Annotated in this window: 14 protein-coding genes; 2 read left to right on the top strand and 12 right to left on the bottom strand. The window is 69.7% G+C overall.

What is annotated here, in order from left to right; translation table 11 throughout:
- Window positions 1–6: 6 nt before the first annotated feature.
- The 11 genes from ABT304_RS01895 to ABT304_RS01945 form a co-directional block, all read right to left on the bottom strand.
- Window positions 7–1,125, bottom strand: a complete 1,119-nt coding sequence (locus ABT304_RS01895; RefSeq protein WP_350713093.1) for an NDMA-dependent alcohol dehydrogenase — start codon at window positions 1,123–1,125, stop codon at window positions 7–9.
- An 11-nt stretch (window positions 1,126–1,136) separates the two neighbouring features.
- Complete coding sequence (locus ABT304_RS01900; RefSeq protein WP_091047968.1) at window positions 1,137–1,526, bottom strand: SCP2 sterol-binding domain-containing protein; 390 nt, start codon at window positions 1,524–1,526, stop codon at window positions 1,137–1,139.
- 46 nt (window positions 1,527–1,572) lie between these two features.
- Entirely contained in the window at window positions 1,573–2,790 is a 1,218-nt protein-coding gene (locus ABT304_RS01905; RefSeq protein WP_350713094.1) for a cytochrome P450, read from the bottom strand.
- 24 nt (window positions 2,791–2,814) lie between these two features.
- Complete coding sequence (locus ABT304_RS01910) at window positions 2,815–3,027, bottom strand: ferredoxin (protein WP_350713095.1); 213 nt, start codon at window positions 3,025–3,027, stop codon at window positions 2,815–2,817.
- Between the two features lie 2 nt (window positions 3,028–3,029).
- On the bottom strand, window positions 3,030–4,526 hold the full coding sequence (locus ABT304_RS01915) for an aldehyde dehydrogenase family protein (protein WP_350713096.1): 1,497 nt from the start codon (window positions 4,524–4,526) through the stop codon (window positions 3,030–3,032).
- Window positions 4,527–4,650: 124 nt separating this feature from the next.
- Window positions 4,651–5,532, bottom strand: a complete 882-nt coding sequence (locus ABT304_RS01920; RefSeq protein ID WP_350713097.1) for a GNAT family N-acetyltransferase — start codon at window positions 5,530–5,532, stop codon at window positions 4,651–4,653.
- Window positions 5,529–6,728 (bottom strand): aromatic ring-hydroxylating oxygenase subunit alpha, encoded by a 1,200-nt coding sequence (locus ABT304_RS01925; RefSeq protein WP_350713098.1) that lies wholly within the window; start codon window positions 6,726–6,728, stop codon window positions 5,529–5,531. Before ABT304_RS01925 ends, ABT304_RS01920 begins: the two co-directional genes overlap by 4 nt.
- 78 nt (window positions 6,729–6,806) lie before the next feature.
- Window positions 6,807–8,042 (bottom strand): NAD(P)/FAD-dependent oxidoreductase, encoded by a 1,236-nt coding sequence (locus ABT304_RS01930; protein WP_350713099.1) that lies wholly within the window; start codon window positions 8,040–8,042, stop codon window positions 6,807–6,809.
- 1 nt (window position 8,043) lies between these two features.
- Window positions 8,044–8,850 carry a crotonase/enoyl-CoA hydratase family protein gene (locus ABT304_RS01935; RefSeq protein ID WP_350713100.1) on the bottom strand — a complete coding sequence of 269 codons (807 nt, stop codon included), beginning with the start codon at window positions 8,848–8,850 and terminating at the stop codon, window positions 8,044–8,046.
- 57 nt (window positions 8,851–8,907) lie between these two features.
- Window positions 8,908–10,425: a class I adenylate-forming enzyme family protein gene (locus tag ABT304_RS01940; protein ID WP_350713101.1), complete on the bottom strand. Its 1,518-nt coding sequence runs from the start codon at window positions 10,423–10,425 to the stop codon at window positions 8,908–8,910.
- A gap of 85 nt (window positions 10,426–10,510) precedes the next feature.
- Window positions 10,511–11,452, bottom strand: a complete 942-nt coding sequence (locus ABT304_RS01945) for a PDR/VanB family oxidoreductase (RefSeq protein WP_350713102.1) — start codon at window positions 11,450–11,452, stop codon at window positions 10,511–10,513.
- A gap of 110 nt (window positions 11,453–11,562) precedes the next feature.
- Here ABT304_RS01945 and ABT304_RS01950 point away from each other — a divergent pair, with 110 nt between their 5' ends.
- On the top strand, window positions 11,563–12,300 hold the full coding sequence (locus ABT304_RS01950) for an SDR family NAD(P)-dependent oxidoreductase (protein ID WP_350713103.1): 738 nt from the start codon (window positions 11,563–11,565) through the stop codon (window positions 12,298–12,300).
- Here ABT304_RS01950 and ABT304_RS01955 read toward each other — a convergent pair.
- On the bottom strand, window positions 12,294–13,184 hold the full coding sequence (locus tag ABT304_RS01955; RefSeq protein ID WP_350713104.1) for an enoyl-CoA hydratase-related protein: 891 nt from the start codon (window positions 13,182–13,184) through the stop codon (window positions 12,294–12,296). The genes ABT304_RS01950 and ABT304_RS01955 overlap by 7 nt on opposite strands.
- Before the next feature lie 69 nt (window positions 13,185–13,253).
- Between ABT304_RS01955 and ABT304_RS01960 the strand changes: the two genes are divergently transcribed.
- Complete coding sequence (locus tag ABT304_RS01960; RefSeq protein WP_350713105.1) at window positions 13,254–15,569, top strand: CoA transferase; 2,316 nt, start codon at window positions 13,254–13,256, stop codon at window positions 15,567–15,569.
- Window position 15,570: the final 1 nt, after the last annotated feature.

The raw sequence follows: 15,570 nt of genomic DNA on the forward strand, positions 1-15,570 counted from the left end.
GACTCGTCAGGCCTTGAAGTCGATGACGCCGCGGAGGTTGAGCCCGGCGTGCATGTCCTCGTAGCCCTGGTTGATCTCCTCCAGGGCGTAGCGGCGGGTGATGAGCTCCTCGAGCTTGATGTTGCCCTCGCGCCACAGCTGCAGGATGTCCGGCACCGCACGGGTGGGCTGCATCATCCCGAACAGGGACCCCTGGATCCGCTTCTGGTACATCGCCAGCTCGAACAGGCTCACCGGGATGCCGTACTCGGTGACGTTGCACATGCTGGTGAGCACGATGGTGCCCGCCTTGCGGGTCGCCGCGAAGGCCTCGGCGACGTGCTCGCCGTTGGCGACACCGACGGTGACGATCGCCGAGGCGGCGCCCTGACCGTTGGTGAGCTGCTGGGCGCGGTCGGTGGCCTGGGCGATGTTGACGAACGCCTCGGTCGCACCGAGCTCCAGCGCCTTCTCCCGGTGGAACTCCACCGGGTCGACGGCGAGGATGTGCGACGCACCGGCGAACTTGGCGCCCTGCACCGCGTTGATCCCGATGCCGCCGATCCCCATGATGACGACCACGTCACCGGGGCGGACCTGGGCCGCGTTGACCGAGGAGCCCCAGCCCGTCGGCACCCCGCAGCCGACCAGCGCGGCGATCTCGAGCGGGATGTCCTTGTCGATCTTGATCGCGCCCCACTCGGGGAGGATGGAGTACTCGGAGAACGTCGACACCAGCGAGCACTGACCGACGTCGGTGCCGTCCTCGGTGTGCAGACGGAAGGTGCCGTCGAGCTGGGTGCCCAGCATCATGTAGGCGCCGTTGTCGCACAGGTTCTGCATGCCCCGCGCACACCACGTACACCGGCCGCAGCCGGGGATGAAGGCGGCGACCACGTGGTCACCGACCTCGAGATCGCGTACGCCGGGACCGACCTTCTCCACGACGCCGGCGCCCTCGTGGCCACCGGCGAACGGGTAGGCCATCGCGGGGACGTCGCCCTGGGCGTAGTGGTCGTCGGAGTGGCACAGGCCCGCGTGCGAGAACCGCACCAGGACCTCGAACTCCTTGGGCTCGTCGACCTCGACCTCGATGACGTCCCACTTGCCGGGGCCGTCGAGAAGAACTGCTGCTCGTGACTTCATCGTTCAGTTCCTCACTCGAAGTCGATCTTCGCCATGGTTTCCTGGATGTACATGAACGCAGGCATGTTCTTGAGCATCTGCGCCATCTTGCCGCGCACGCGCAGCTTGCCCCGGGTCATCGCGACCGTCGGGTTGATGCTGCCGTCGAAGCAGCCCTTCCAGGTGTCGCTGGAGCCGCTGATCAGGAAGTCGGCGTTGTCGAGATCCTCCTGGGAAGCGTCGCGGACGCTGGTCACCTGGCCCTTGTCGAAGCTGACGAAGAACTGGCCCTCGAGCGGCGCCTCGTACTTGTAGGCCATGTCGAAGTCGATGTTCTTGCCCTTGTCGGCCCAGACCGGGTCGTTGTTGAGGGCATCGCCCATCGCCTGGTAGAACTCCACGGTTCCGAACTTGACGGTCATCTTGGGTACTCCTTTGGTTGGGATGCGAGATTCCGGGTACGACGGGTCAGATCGACTCGCCGAGGAAGAGCGGGAGCGAGACCACGCCCTTGACCTGGCTCAGGTGACGCTCCGGCGGGTTGTCGGGGTCGAGGCGGTAGTCCGGGATCCGCCGGTGGAGCTCCTCGAAGGCGACGCGCAGCTCGAGCCGCGCCAGGTGCGACCCGACGCAACGGTGGTTGCCGGCGCCGAAGGCGAGGTGCGGGTTGGGGTCGCGGGTCAGGTCGACCACGTCGGCGTCGGGGTAGACGCTGGTGTCGTGGTTGGCCGCGCCGAAGGGGATCAGGATCTTGTCGCCCGCCCGCAGCTGTACGCCGTCGAGGACGTAGTCCTCCTTGACGACCCGGGCCGGGCAGACCGCCGACTCCCAGCGCAGCATCTCCTCGACCGCGGTGGGCACCAGCCCGGGGTCGTCGACGAGCTGCTTGCGTACCTCGGGGTGCTCGGCCAGATAGATGACCGAGTGGGCCAGCTGGCCCTGCACCGTGTGGAGCCCGCCGATGAGGAAGAGGAACAGGATGTTGAGCACCTCGAACTGGGTCAGCTCGCGGTCCTCGAACGTGCCGTTGATGAGGATCTGGGTGATGTCGTCGGCGTCACCGGACTCGGCGCGCTCGTCGATCATCTCGCCGAAGTAGGCGTAGACCTCCATGGCTGCCGCCATGCGCACCTCGGTGGCGCGCTCCTCACTGGCACCGGGCTCCCCCAGCACGATGGTGTCGGCCCAGTGGTTGAACTGGGCGCTGTCCTCGAGGTTCCAGCCCATCAGCGCCAGGAACACCCGGCTCGGGAACTCCTTCGCGAACGCCTGGATGAAGTCGACCTGCTCCTTCTCCAGCATCTGGTCGATCAGCTCGTTGGCGATGTCGCGGATCTGCGGCTCGAGCGCTGCCATCCGCTTCGGCGAGAAGAGCGGGTTGATCAGCTTGCGGTAGATGCCGTGGTCGGGCGGGTCGACCTCGATCGGGATCATCGGTCCGTCCTGCCCGATGGTGCCGGGCACGTTGACCGACTCGCTGGAGAAGACCGTCGGGTTCTTGAGGACCTCCTGGATGTCGTCGTACTTCGTCGCGACCCAGTGCCCGCCGTAGTGCTTGCTGTGCGCGACGGGGCACTTGCTGCGCATCTCGTCGTAGACGTCATAGACGGTGTCGGCGATGTCGGGTGAGTGGATGTCGAAGTCGGTCTGGATCTCCGGGCTCTCGGCGTCCTTGAGCTCGCTCATGACGGTGTCTCCTTCTTCCGGTGGCTAGTGCGTGGCTGCGGAGGACGCGAACGCGATCGCGCGCTCCGGACAGTTGTTGACGGCGCGTTCGAGGGCGGCGGTGTCGCCGGGGGTCGTGGCCTCACCGACGACGACGCCGAAGCCCTCGTCGTCCGCGTCGAAGACGGCGGGCGCCAGCATGTAGCAGCGTCCGTGGCCCTTGCAGATCGTGCGGTCGATCGATGCCTGGCTGGTCATGGTCACTCCCACTCGCTGCCCACGACGCCGTACGCGCGCAGGTCGATGTCGGTGTCCAGCGCCGTGTAGAGGCTGCGGACCTTGGTGTAGGCCAGGAGGCCGTCGCGGCCGTTCTCCTGTCCGACGCCGCTCATCCCGCGCCCGGCGAGCGGAGTCTTGGTGACGTCGGCCTGGGCCGCGTCGTTGATCCAGGTCAGCCCGCCACGCATCCGCAGCGCGACCTCGCGGGCGCGCACCAGGTCCGTGCCCCACACCGCGGCGGCGAGGCCGTAGCGGGTGTCGTTGGCGATCCGGATCCCGTCCTCGACGTCGGAGTAGCGGATCACCGAGAGCACGGGCCCGAAGATCTCTTCGTGCGCGGCCGGGTTGTCGTTGTCGAGGTCGACCAGGACGGTCGGGCTGACGTAATGGCCTCCGGCGGGCAACCCGGTGGGGGCCTCGCCGCCGACGATCGCCCGGGCGCCTGCCTCCAGCCCGGCGGCGACGAACTTCTCGACCTTGATGCGGGCGGCGTCGGAGATGACCGGGCCCACGTCGGTGGTGAAGTCGGCTGCCGGACCGACGGTGAGCACCTTGGCGCGCTGCTCGAGCAGGTCGACGAACTCGTCGTAGCGTGAGTCCGGCACCAGCATCCGGGTCAGCGCCACGCAGGCCTGACCGGCGTGCATCATGCTGGAGAAGAGCATGCCGCGTACGGCCAGCTCGGCGTCGGCGTCGGGCAGCACCAGGCCGGCCGACTTGCCGCCGAGCTCGAGGATCACGTCCTTGGCGGTGGCGGCCGCAGAGGCCATCACCTGGGTGCCGACCGCGGTGCTGCCGGTGAAGCTGACCATGTCGACGTCGGGGTGGGCGACCAGGGCCTCACCGGCGATCCTGTCACCATGGACCAGGTTGATCACGCCGGCCGGGATGCCGGCCTCCAGGCTGGCGGCGGCGAGTGCCTCGGGCCCGATCGGGGTCAGGGGTGAGGGCTTCAGGACCACCGTGTTGCCGGCGAGCAGTGCGGGGGCGACCTTCCAGACGGTCATGAAGAGCGGGAAGTTGTAGGGCGTGAACGCCCCGACCACGCCGATCGGCTCGCGGTGCAGCTCCCACTGTCCCAGCGCCGGCCCGGCCTGGAGCGGGAAGGACTCCGGCGTTTCCAGGTGATGGGCCATGTCGGCGAAGTCGCGCAGGTGAGCGAGCGGTGCACCGACCTGGAGCATCGGGGCGAACCGCGCGGTTGCGCCGCTGTCCATGATCAGCTCCTCGACCAGGGTGTCGAACCGCTGCTCCAGCGCGCCCGCGAGCCGGCGCAGCGCTTCGGCGCGGTCCCCGACCGACATCCGGGCCCAGGGGCCCTCGAAGGCCGTCCGCGCAGCCCGGACGGCGGCGTCGACGGCAGCGGCGTCGGAGTCCGGCACCAGCCCGTAGACCTCGCCCGTGGACGGGTCATCGGCAGGGATCACGCCTTCGGCGTCGATCCACTCGCCGCCGATCAAGTTCTGGAATGCACGCATCACATGTCCTTCGTTCACTTGCCGCACGAGGGAGCCGGTGTGGCGCCCCTCACAGTCGCAAAACTTATACAATTAGGTTTACGCGGTCAATGCCCTACCCCGCACACGGCGTGGCGGCCAGTCCTCAGAGGGCCCTGACGTAGAGCAGGTCCGACTGGTCATGCTGGAATCCGAGCGCCCGGGAGGCACCCACGAAGGCCTCGGACAGGGCATCGACGTACATCTGGGCGACCCGGGCGCCATCGGCCTGGACCCGCAGGAGCGCTGTCGCGAGCAGAGCCCGGAGGTCGTCGGCGGCCACACCCGCGGTGTCGACTGCGATGCAGGCCGGATGGCCCGCTGGATCCTTCTCGTCGACGCCGACGAGGACGCTTCCGGCGGGCGCGACCAGACGGGTCCGCGCCCGCGCGAGCACAGACCGCTCCCCAGGCGCCATCGCGGCCAGATGACCCTCGACCGTCTCGTCCGGACCGTCGAGGTCAGGCTCGACGGCCGGCTTCAGGTCCTCACCGACGAACGGACGGGACCCGCCGATGAAGCGCAGGGTCTTGAAGAGCGCATGGTCGACCCGCGCGCCGAACCGGCGTGCCATCCGCTCGGCGGCGGGGTGGGCGCCGTGCGCCCACGCCCTCAGGCGGCGTACGCCCTCGACGGAGGACCAGCCGGTCGGCTGCTCGTCGAGGAGCTCGGCCAGCAGCGTGGCGATGCCATGAGAGCGGAACTCGGGCCGCACCACGAGCTGAACGTCGGCGATCTCCCCCCGCACATCGAGACGCAGGTACGCCACGACGGGCACATCCGGCAGCCGGTCGAGCGCGACGCTGCCCCGCTCGCCGGGCGGCGCGATCGAGACCAGCAGGTGGCGGACCTCTCCGCGATCCGCCGTGGTCGGGGTGGCCGTCGAGAAGCCGGCCTCGGCGTCGTACTCGACCGCATGCTCGAGCAGGCTCTCGACGTCCGCCAGCTCGTTGTCGGCCAGCTCGGTACGCCACGCGTAGGTGATCATGCCTGGCCCGTCTCGTCCGTCTCGGGGGTCTCGGCCAGGAGGCGCTTGAGCAGGCGTCGGAACACCTGGTTGGCGACCTCGTTTCGACCGAGCACCATCGACCCGGCATCGGCACTGCCCATCGCGCTCTGGGAGTCGCGCAGCACCGGGAAGTCCTCGGCGTGGAGTACCGCGAGCAGGATCTGCCAGTTCTTCTCCCACAGGTACTCCCAGCGTTCCTGGGTGATGCCGGCCTCGTCCGCGGACGGCACGATCAGGCGCATCTCCATGACCGAGTGCGTCGGCGAGGTCGGGTGCGGGCGGAAGGTGAGCAGCTGGAAGTGGTCGGGCTGCTTGAGCAGCGTGCTGTTCGGACCGAGGAAGTGGGTCTCGGTCACGTCCTCGACGAGGCTGCGGTCACCGGGCTCCTCCTCGAGCCAGCGGTCGATGCTCTTACGCGGGGCGATGAAGCGGCAGTGCCGATCGAAGTCCTCGAAGACCATCACGTTGGTGTGGATGTACTTCGCGGCGGAGTTCGGGTGGGCGTACTGGATGTGGTAGCCGTCGAGGAACGCGTCCTGCATCACCTTCCAGTTCACCGGTTCCTCGAAGCCCTCGGCACGGATGCAGCCGAGTCCGCCGAGGTCGTAGCCGGCGAGGATTTCGTCCATCTCCGGACCCAGCCAGGCGGCTACATCGATCTCCGCGTCGGCGTTGTCGACGACCCAGATGAAGCCGTGGCGCTCCTCTGCGGGGAGCTCGACGAGGCCGTAGTCGGCCTGGTCGAGGTCACCGACGGTGGTGTCCCGCGTGATGGTGCGCAGCGTGCCGTCGATGTCGTAGGACCAGCGGTGATAGGGGCACGAGAACAGCCGGCGCTTGCCGCACGGATCACCCTCCAGCAGCCCGCCGCGGTGGCGGCAGAGGTTGACCAGGGCCTTGACACCCCCGTCGCGCTGACGGGTGATGATGATGTTGTTGCGTGGCAGTCGCACGGTCTTGAAGTCGTACGTCTTCGGGATCTCGGACCCGTGGGCGACGATCGTCGGCACCCGCCCGAAGATCAGGTCGCGCTCCCGGGCCGCCAGGTCGGGGTCGGTGAACTCGTGCGCCTCGAACGGCTCGACCTTCTCGAACTGGTCCGTCGTGTCGTTACGAAGGTGGTCCAGAGCACGCCTGATCCGCGCCTCGCGGTCGGTATGGACGTCGTCCGTCATGACGTACCTCCTCTTAACTAATGATTTTAGATATTTCAAGTGATGACTGTACGCCGCCGGCCGGTCTGGCGCAGCGGGTCAGGTCCGTGCGGTGCCCTCGGGGCGGCGCAGCATCGACTGCCACGAGAGCCGTTCGGCGACAGCGGCGCGCAGCTTCATGAGCGGCCCGGTGCGGTCGAATCCGAAGGCGCCCACCAGCTGGCCGTCGTAGCGGTACTGGGCGAGGAACGGGTCGGTGGCGCCCCCGTGACCGATGAGCTCGACCTGATCGGCCGGCTCACCCAGGAGCTGGAGCTTGTGGCCGTACCACTCCGACCAGAAGTACGGAGTGATGCTGCACGGGCGGCGGTCGGTGGTCAGCGCGTTACGGACCACGAACTCGGCCTGCTCGCCGGTGGAGGTCCAGTGCTCCATCCGGGTCGACCGCCCGTTCCACGGGTTGACCCAGCGGGCGACGTCGCCCACGGCATAGACCCCGGGAACCGTGCTCTCCAGGTAGGGAGAGCAGGCCACGCCGTCACTGATCGCCACCCCCGAGCCGCGCAGCCATGCGGTTGCGGGCTCGACGCCGATGCCCACGATCACCAGGTCGGCCGGCACCGTGGTGCCGTCGCTGAGGGACACCTTCTCCGCCCGGCCCTGGCCACGGATCCGGCGCACCTTGGTGTGGGTGAGGAGCTCGACGTCGTACTGCCGGTGCAGATAGGCGAGACGCTCGGCGACGAGCGAACCGACCGCGTCGACCAGCGGAAGCTCCCGGGCCTCGACCAGCGTCACCTCGGCGCCACGGGCGCGGGCGCTGGAAGCGACCTCGCCGCCGATGAACCCGGCCCCGACCACCACGACACGTGCGCCGGGCTCGAGGGAGGCTCGGATGGCTCGCGCCTGGTCCAGGGTACGCAGCGTGGTGACCCCGTCGAGCTCGGCACCGTCGACCTCGAGCGGTCGCGGCTGGGCACCGACGGCGATCACCAGCGCGTCGTAGTCGATGTCCCACTTGTCGGTGCGGACCCGCCGGTTGCGCGAGTCCAGCGAGATCGCCTTCGTGCCGGTGAAGAGCTTCACGTCCTGCGAGTCGGGGTCGGGCAGGTGCCAGAACGGCGCCGGGTCCTCCTCCCCCGTCCCGGACTCCTTGGCTAGGAACTCCTTGGTGAGCGGTGGCCGGTCGTAGGGTCCGTGCGGCTCCTCGCCGATCACGGTGATCTCGCCGTCGAAGCCGATCCGGCGGGCCTCCTCCACGACGCGCGCGGCCCCCAGGGACGCGCCGACGATGACGAGCCGGCGGATCCCGTCGACCAGCTCGACGTCGGCCATGTCAGCGACCCTTCCACTCGGGATCGCGTCTCTCCGCGAATGCCCGAGTGCCTTCCCTGAAGTCCTCCGAGCGCATGATCCGGGCCATCGCCCGGTCATTGATCTCCCAGGGCCCCTGGTCCCAGTCGGAGCCGGCCGCGAGAGTCCGGTGGAGGGCCTCCTTGGTCGCGGCCACCGACAGCGGCGCGTTCGCGGCGATGCGGTCGGCAAGCTCCAGGGCGACCTCGAGAGCGGTGCCGACGGGCGCGACCCGATTGGCCAGGCCGAGCTCGACGGCCCGCTCCGCGCTCACCGGGTCACCGGTGAGCGCGATCTCGAGGGCGTGCTTGAGCGGCACCTGCCGCTGGGTACGGATGACGCCGCCGGCCGCTGCCATCAGGCCACGCTTGACCTCCGGCAGACCGAGCTTGGCCCCCTCGTCGATCACGGCGAGATCGGAGGCGAGGACGATCTCGGTGCCCCCACCCAGCGCGAACCCGTTGACCGCCGCGATCGTCGGGATCGAGACGTAGTGACGTACGTAGCCGGCGAAGCCCCGCTCCGGATGGTCGGGGTCGTCGACCCGCTCGCCCCGCGAGAGCGCCTTGAGGTCCGCGCCGGCACAGAACGCCCGCCCGCTTCCGGTGACCACGAGCACGCGTACGTCCTCGTCCGCGTCGGCCTCGGCCAGCGCCGCGCCGAGTCCGACCGAGACCGCCGAGTTGACCGCGTTCATCGCCTCCGCCCGACGGATGGTCGCCACAGCGACGTGGCCTCTGCGCTCCAGCGTGACGATCTGGTTGTCGGCTTCGACCGGGGCTGTGCTCATGGATGGCTTCCTTCTCGTCATACGTCGTCGTGCATGGGCGGGCTGGCGGCGGACGGGTCAGCGGACCTTCTGGTACTGCTCGACCAGGTCGGCGTACTCCGTGCGGATGTCGGTCTTGCTGATCTTTCCGCTGGGCAGCCGCGGCAGCGGCTCGTCACGGAGCACCACGTAGCGGGGCACCTTGAAGTCGGCCAGCACCTTCGACGCCTCCCGGATCACGTCCTCCTCGGTGAGGTCACCGGAGGCCTGGATGATCGCGGCCGGCGTCTCGCCGAACTTCGGGTCGGTGGCCGCGATCACGGCGACCTCACCGACCCCGGGGATCGCGGCCAGGACCTGCTCCAGCTCGACCGGCGAGACGTTGATCCCGCCGGTGATGATCAGGTCCTTGAGGCGGTCGACGAACCTGATCCGACCATCCTCGTCGCAGACGCCGAGGTCGCCGGAGTGCAGCCAGCCGTCCCGGAAGACCTGAGCGTTGATCTCCGGCGACTCCCAGTATCCGGGGGTGACGCCCGGCCCCTTGATCACCAGCTCACCGGTCTCGCCGGGAGCGGCGAACTCGCCGTCGGCGGTCATCACGGCGACCTCGGTGAAGATGTGGCCGGCACCGCAGCTGTCGGGGTGGTCGCGGAACTCGCTGACCGGGGTCGACGTGGCGATGCCGCCCGCCTCGGTCATGCCGTAGATCTGGCGCAGCGCGACGTCCTTCTTCGCCCACGCCTCCAGGAGCGCGCCCGGCACGGCCGCGCCGCCGACGACGGCGGTGGAGAGGGACGAGAGGTCGGCGTCGGCGAACTCCGGGGCCCCGGCGATCGCCTGGTAGATGAGCGGCACGCCGAAGATGGCCTCGACGCTGTGCTCCTCGATGAGCCGGACCGCCCGCGAGGGCACCAGCTGCTTCTCGATCACGAGCTTGCCGCCGAGCACGGTCGACATCAGCATGCCCCACACCAGCCCCGGCGTGAACGCCAGCGGCAGCACCAGGAGCGCGGTCGATCCGCGATGGAATCCCTGCTCGACAAGGCTGGCCTCGAAGACGATGTTGAGCAGCGTGCGGTTGGTCAGCACGACACCCTTGGAGCGCCCGGTGGACCCGCTGGTGAAGATCACCGAGATCGGATCCTCATCGCCACGGTCGATGCGGAAGGTCTCCGGGCCTCCGTCGCGCAGCGCGACCAGGTCGGCGAAGGGGACCACCCTCACCGGGGACCCGCTAGCGCCGGCCTCGGTGGCGGTGGCGACGAGCGAGTCGTCGGTCACCACGGTGGTCGCGCCGGCGTCGTCGAGCACCTTGCGCAGCTCGGTGGCGGTGAACCGGCTGTTGAGCGGCACCAGGACGGCGCCGGCCTTCAGGATCCCGAAGGCCGCAACCGGCCACGGGACGTCGTTGGGGGCCATCAGGCCCACCCGGTCGCCGGGTCGGACACCGTCGGCCTGGAGGCGGAGCGCGAACCGGCTCGACCAGTGCTCGACTGTCGCGTAGTCGAGCGTCTCGTCCTCGAAGACGAAGGCCGGTGCGTGCGGCTGTGTCCGCGCCCACCAAGCAAGAGCAGAACCGATGGTGGCGCTCATGGCATCTCCTTCAATAAACCTATTGGTTGTAGATAACAGATTTGTAACCCGTGACGTGCGTCACTGTCAATGCCCCGAGAGCGATTCAGAGGTCAAGAATGAGCGGACCCGTGCGGCAGCGGCCGACGCAGATCATCATGCAGTCGTTGGCGGCCCGCTCGTCGTCGCTGAGCACGGAGTCGCGATGGTCGGGAACCCCGCCGAGGACGCCGGTCTCACAGGTCCCACAGGTGCCTTCGCGACAGGAGAAGTCGACCTCGATCCCGATACCGGCGAGAGCGTCGATGATGCTCTCGTCCTCGGCGACCTCGACCCGCGCGCCGGTCGAGGAGACCTCGACCTCGAACGCAGCCCCGCCGGTCTCGACCAGCTCCTTCGGCGCGAAGCGTTCGGTGTGCAGGGTCTCCCCCGGCCGCGAACTCATCTCCTGCTCGACCGCCGACAACAACGGCTCCGGGCCACAGCAGTAGACACGCCGGCCGTCGACCGGCTCACCAAGGACCGCGGGCAGGTCGAGCAGCCCTCGTTCGTCCTGGGGCCACAGGTCGACCCGATCCCCGTACGCCTCCAACTCATCGAGGAACGCCATCGATCCACGCGAGCGGCCGCCGTAGACCAGGCTCCAGTCGGAGCCGGCGGCCGTCGCAGCAGCGATCATCGGCAGGATCGGCGTGATGCCGATGCCGCCCGCGATGAAGATGTGGCGCTCGGCCGGCTCGAGGCGGAAGTGGTTGCGCGGGCCACGGAGGTCGAGCTCGTCTCCCTGCACAAGCTTGTCGTGGATGCGGACCGAACCGCCGCGACCGTCCTCGACCCGCAGCACCGCGACGCGGTAACGGGTGCGGTCGCCGACCTCGCCGCACAGGCTGTACTGCCGGATCTCACCGCCATCAGGAAGGACGTCGACGTGCGAGCCCGGATCCCATGACGGAAGCTCGCCGGTGAGCGGCTCCAGCACCAGGCCGACGACCCCGTCGGCCAGGTCCTGTCGCTCGACGACCCGGACTCGCCTGCACTCCTCGGTCATCCGTCTCACCTCTCTTCCGATGCGTCACTTTATCTAATCATGTTAGGTTTGTGAACCACAACGCATAGATTCCCCCGGAGGTGGCCATGAACCCGCTCGACCTTTTCCGCATGGACGGGCGCACCGTCGTCGTGACCGGCGCGAGCAGCGGCCTGGGCGCCGGCTTCGCCCGCGCCCTCGCCCACGCAGGAGCGAACGTCGTCATCGCCGCTCGGCGCGAGGACCGGCTCAAGACCCTCGCCGACGAGCTGCGCGAGATCGGCCCGGAGCCGGCGATCGCTGTCGCCGACGTCGCCGACCCCGACGACTGCGAGCGGGTCGCCGAGGTGGCGGTCTCGGCGTTCGGCGGCATCGACGGACTGGTCAACAACGCCGGCTTGGGGTCCGCGGTCTCCTCCCTGAAGGAGACACCTGCGGGCTTCCGCCGCCTGATCGACGTCAACCTCAACGGGACGTTCTGGATGGCCCGCGCCTGCGCCGCGCGGATGGAGCACGGCGGCTCCATCGTCAACGTGGCCAGCGTGCTCGGCCAAGTGGCGCCGCGCTACCCGCAGGCCGCCTACGCCGCCAGCAAGGCCGGCGTCATCGGCCTGACCCGCAACCTCGCCGGGGAGTGGTCAGCCCGCCGCCGGATCCGGGTCAACGCGCTGTGCCCGGGCTACTTCGACTCCGAGATGACCGCCGGCGAGGGTGAGCTTCTCCGCGAGATGGTCGCCGAGCAGAGCATGCTCGGACGCTTCGGGGAGCAGCACGAGCTCGACGCCGCACTGCTCTTCCTGATCAGCCCGGCCTCGACGTACGTCACCGGCACGACCCTCACCGTCGACGGCGGCCTCACGTCCTACTGAGTCGATCCCGAGCCGGGCCAGCGCGGGCCGTACTCGGGGTAGTCGCGGGGCACCCGGAGCGGGAAGGCCGGGTCGCGTTTCTCCAGGAAGGCCGCGACCCCTTCACCGACATCGCCGAGGCCGGGCAGCTCGTAGACGCCGCGCGACTCGATCCGGTGAGCCTCCCACGGGCTCGGCGCCGCCCACATGCTCCACATCAGCTGCTTCGACAGCGAGACCCCGACGGTCGAGGCTCGCTCGGCGATCTCGGTGGCGATGGCGTAAGCGGCGTCGAGGAGGTCGGCGTCAGGAACGACGCGTCCGGCCAGTCCGCCGGCGACCACCTCGCCGGCGGACAGCAGGCGGCCGGTGAGGACCCACTCGGTGGCACGGGCAGTGCCCACGAGTCGCGGCAGGAACCAGCTTGCTGCGGACTCGATGAGCATCCCGCGCCGGGTGTAGACGAAGCCCACCCGGGTCGACTCCGCCACCACCCGGATGTCGGCGGGCAGGATCATCGAGGCACCCCCGCCGACGGCGGCGCCGTTGACCGCTGCCACGACCGGCTTGAGCATCGCAGCCATCCGAAGGGTGACCACGCCGCCCGCATCGCGGGGCACGCCACCCAGAGCACCGAAGCGCTCCACGAAGGCCGCATGCTCGGGCGAGGGGTCACGGTCGCCGTGATGGAACCCCTCGTCGAGGTCGGCGCCGACGCAGAAGTTGCGGCCCCGCCCGGTCAGCACGACCACCGCGACCTCGTCGTCGGCCTCGGCCCGGTCGATCGCGTCGACCAGCTCGCTGCACAGGCGCAGCGTCATGGCGTTGCCCTGCTCAGGGCGGTCGAGAGCGATGGTCGCCACCCTTCCCTCGACCTGGTAGTCGACCACGGGACCAGCAGTCATCTCAAAGCTCCTGACATTGGCAGATAAACCGTACGGCATTAGGTTAATCTGAAACCAGGAGGAAACAACATGGCTGCTGAACTGCTCTTGACCGGAGTCCGCGTCGCCGATCTGGGAGACGCCGTCGGAGAGGGCGCCGCCCGCCTCTTGGCGGATCTCGGCGCCGAGACGCTGAAGCTGGAACCCCCGGAAGGTGCCCGGACCCGGACCGACGAACCCGTCGTGGACGGCCGCTCGCTGCCCTACAGCGTCCGCAACGCCAACAAGTCGGCGCTGGTCGCCGACCTCGCCACCGCCGAGGGCCGGGCGGATGCTCGCGCGCTGGTCGCGGAGGCGGACATCGTCTTCCTCTCCCCCGCCACGGCCGATGCCATCGGTCTGGCGGAGCTGCGCGCGGCCAGTCCAGGCCTGGTCGCGGTGATCTCCTCACCGTTCGGGCTCACCGGTCCGCGACGCGACTGGCAGGCGACCGGCCGTACGCTGCTCGCCCTCGGGGGCGCGATGTCGCGCTCCGGCAGACCGGGCGCGGCACCGCTGGTTCCGCCCGCGCAGCTCGCGACCGCGACGGCCACCGCTCAGGCCGCCTGGCTGGCGATCGTCGCCCACACCCAGCGGACGCGAACCGGCCAGGGACAGACCATCGACCTGTCCCATCACGAGGCCGTGGCGACCGGGCTCGACCCGGCGTTCGGAGTGCAGGGATCGGCCGCTGCCGGGCGCTCGGGGAAGTTCCGGCGTGGACGTCCGCCGGCCGACTCCTATCCGATCTACCGCTGCGCGGACGGCTTCGTACGCCTGTGCCTGCTGTCCAAGCGCCAGTGGCGGGGCATGTTCGGCTGGCTGGGCGAGCCGGCCGAGTTCGCCGACCCCAGCTACGACTCGATCACCGCTCGTGTCGCCGCCTCCGACCGGCTCGAGCCGCTCATCGAGGCGCTCTTCGCCGACCGCACCGCGGCCGACCTGGTCGATGAGGCGGCCACGCGCGGGATCCCGCTCGCCCAGGTGCTCTCCCTCGGGGAGGCGCTCGCCGCGGACCACTTCACCAATGCCGGGACCGTCTCGAGCACGGAGGTGGCTCCCGGCCTGACCGCGAACCTGCCGATCGGCTACCTCACCGCCGACGGACACCTGCTCGGCCTGCGCACGCCGAGTCCGGACCTGCCGACGCAGGTCGCCACAGCCGACGCGTGGACGCCTCGCGAAGAGCGGGTCCACCTGAGCCCGGACGCGGACGATGCTCCGTTCGCCGGTCTCCGCGTCCTCGACCTCGGCGTCATCGTCTTCGGCGCCGAGGCTGGACGCGCCTTCGCCGATCTCGGCGCCGACGTGATCAAGGTCGAGAGCCGCACCTACCCAGACGGGCTGCGCCAGACCCGGCACGGCGAGGCGATGAACGCCTCGTTCGCGTGGGGGAACCGCGGCAAGCGCAGCCTCGGGCTGGACCTGCGCACCGACGAAGGACGACGGCTCTTCCTCGACCTGGCCCGGCACAGCGACGTGGTGCTCTCCAACTTCAAGCCGGGCACGCTCGACTCGCTCGGGATCGGCTTCACGGCCCTGGCCGCCGCCAACCCGGGCATCGTCGTCCTGGAGAGCTCGGCCTTCAGCGCCGACGGGCCGTGGGCTCAGCGCCTCGGCTACGGCCCGCTGGTACGGGCGGCCTGCGGGGTGACCAGCCTGTGGAAGTACGCCGCCGGCGACACCGCGTCCTGGGACGGCGTCACGGTCTTCCCGGACCATGTCGCCGCCCGCCTCGGCGCTCTCTCCGTGGCCGCCGCTCTGCTCGCGCGCAGCCGCGACGGACGCGGGCGTCACCTGCGGATGGCCCAGTCCGACGTCGTCCTCCACCAGCTCGCCGACCTGGCGCTGCTGGAGAGCCTGCGACCGGGGTCCGTCTCGGCTGTCGGCAACCGCGGACGGGAGATCTTCGGCGGTGTCTTCGCGTGCGCAGGCGACGACGAGTGGTGCGTGATCGACGCGCGCACCCCCGGCGAGGTCGAGACGCTCCGCGACGCCGTGCAGGCAGGTGACCGGGGGCTCGCCGACGCGGTCGGCGCCTGGACCGCCGTACGCTCGCCGGCCGAGATCAGCGAGCAGCTCCAGGGGCGCGGGCTGCCGGCCGCACCGATGCTCCGGCTGCCCGAGCTGCGCGAGGACCCCCAGCTGATCCATCGCCGGACCTACACGACCTTGAGCCACCCGCTCCTGGAGCAGACGCTGCCGGCGGAGGACCCAACGGCGGCGTACGAGCGGCTCGAGGTGCCGACCCTCGGGCCGGCCCCGCTGGCGGGGGCGGACACCGAGTCGATCTGCCGGGACCTGCTGGGGCTCGACGAGGACGACCTCGCGGACCTGCTGGCCCGCGAGGTCGTCTTCGTCCCCTGAG

The sequence above is a fragment of the Nocardioides sp. NPDC000445 genome, assembly GCF_040300245.1.
Classification (GTDB): Bacteria; Actinomycetota; Actinomycetes; order Propionibacteriales; family Nocardioidaceae; genus Nocardioides.

Coding starts and splice junctions, on each gene's coding strand:
- ABT304_RS01935 (WP_350713100.1), bottom strand. CDS start 8,850: ATGAGCACAGCCCCGGTCGAAGCCGACAACCAGATCGTCACGCTGGAG.
- ABT304_RS01895 (WP_350713093.1), bottom strand. CDS start 1,125: ATGAAGTCACGAGCAGCAGTTCTTCTCGACGGCCCCGGCAAGTGGGAC.
- ABT304_RS01930 (WP_350713099.1), bottom strand. CDS start 8,042: ATGGCCGACGTCGAGCTGGTCGACGGGATCCGCCGGCTCGTCATCGTC.
- ABT304_RS01950 (WP_350713103.1), top strand. CDS start 11,563: ATGGACGGGCGCACCGTCGTCGTGACCGGCGCGAGCAGCGGCCTGGGC.
- ABT304_RS01905 (WP_350713094.1), bottom strand. CDS start 2,790: ATGAGCGAGCTCAAGGACGCCGAGAGCCCGGAGATCCAGACCGACTTC.
- ABT304_RS01920 (WP_350713097.1), bottom strand. CDS start 5,532: ATGATCACCTACGCGTGGCGTACCGAGCTGGCCGACAACGAGCTGGCG.
- ABT304_RS01900 (WP_091047968.1), bottom strand. CDS start 1,526: ATGACCGTCAAGTTCGGAACCGTGGAGTTCTACCAGGCGATGGGCGAT.
- ABT304_RS01910 (WP_350713095.1), bottom strand. CDS start 3,027: ATGACCAGCCAGGCATCGATCGACCGCACGATCTGCAAGGGCCACGGA.
- ABT304_RS01960 (WP_350713105.1), top strand. CDS start 13,254: ATGGCTGCTGAACTGCTCTTGACCGGAGTCCGCGTCGCCGATCTGGGA.
- ABT304_RS01940 (WP_350713101.1), bottom strand. CDS start 10,425: ATGAGCGCCACCATCGGTTCTGCTCTTGCTTGGTGGGCGCGGACACAG.
- ABT304_RS01925 (WP_350713098.1), bottom strand. CDS start 6,728: ATGACGGACGACGTCCATACCGACCGCGAGGCGCGGATCAGGCGTGCT.
- ABT304_RS01945 (WP_350713102.1), bottom strand. CDS start 11,452: ATGACCGAGGAGTGCAGGCGAGTCCGGGTCGTCGAGCGACAGGACCTG.
- ABT304_RS01915 (WP_350713096.1), bottom strand. CDS start 4,526: ATGCGTGCATTCCAGAACTTGATCGGCGGCGAGTGGATCGACGCCGAA.
- ABT304_RS01955 (WP_350713104.1), bottom strand. CDS start 13,184: ATGACTGCTGGTCCCGTGGTCGACTACCAGGTCGAGGGAAGGGTGGCG.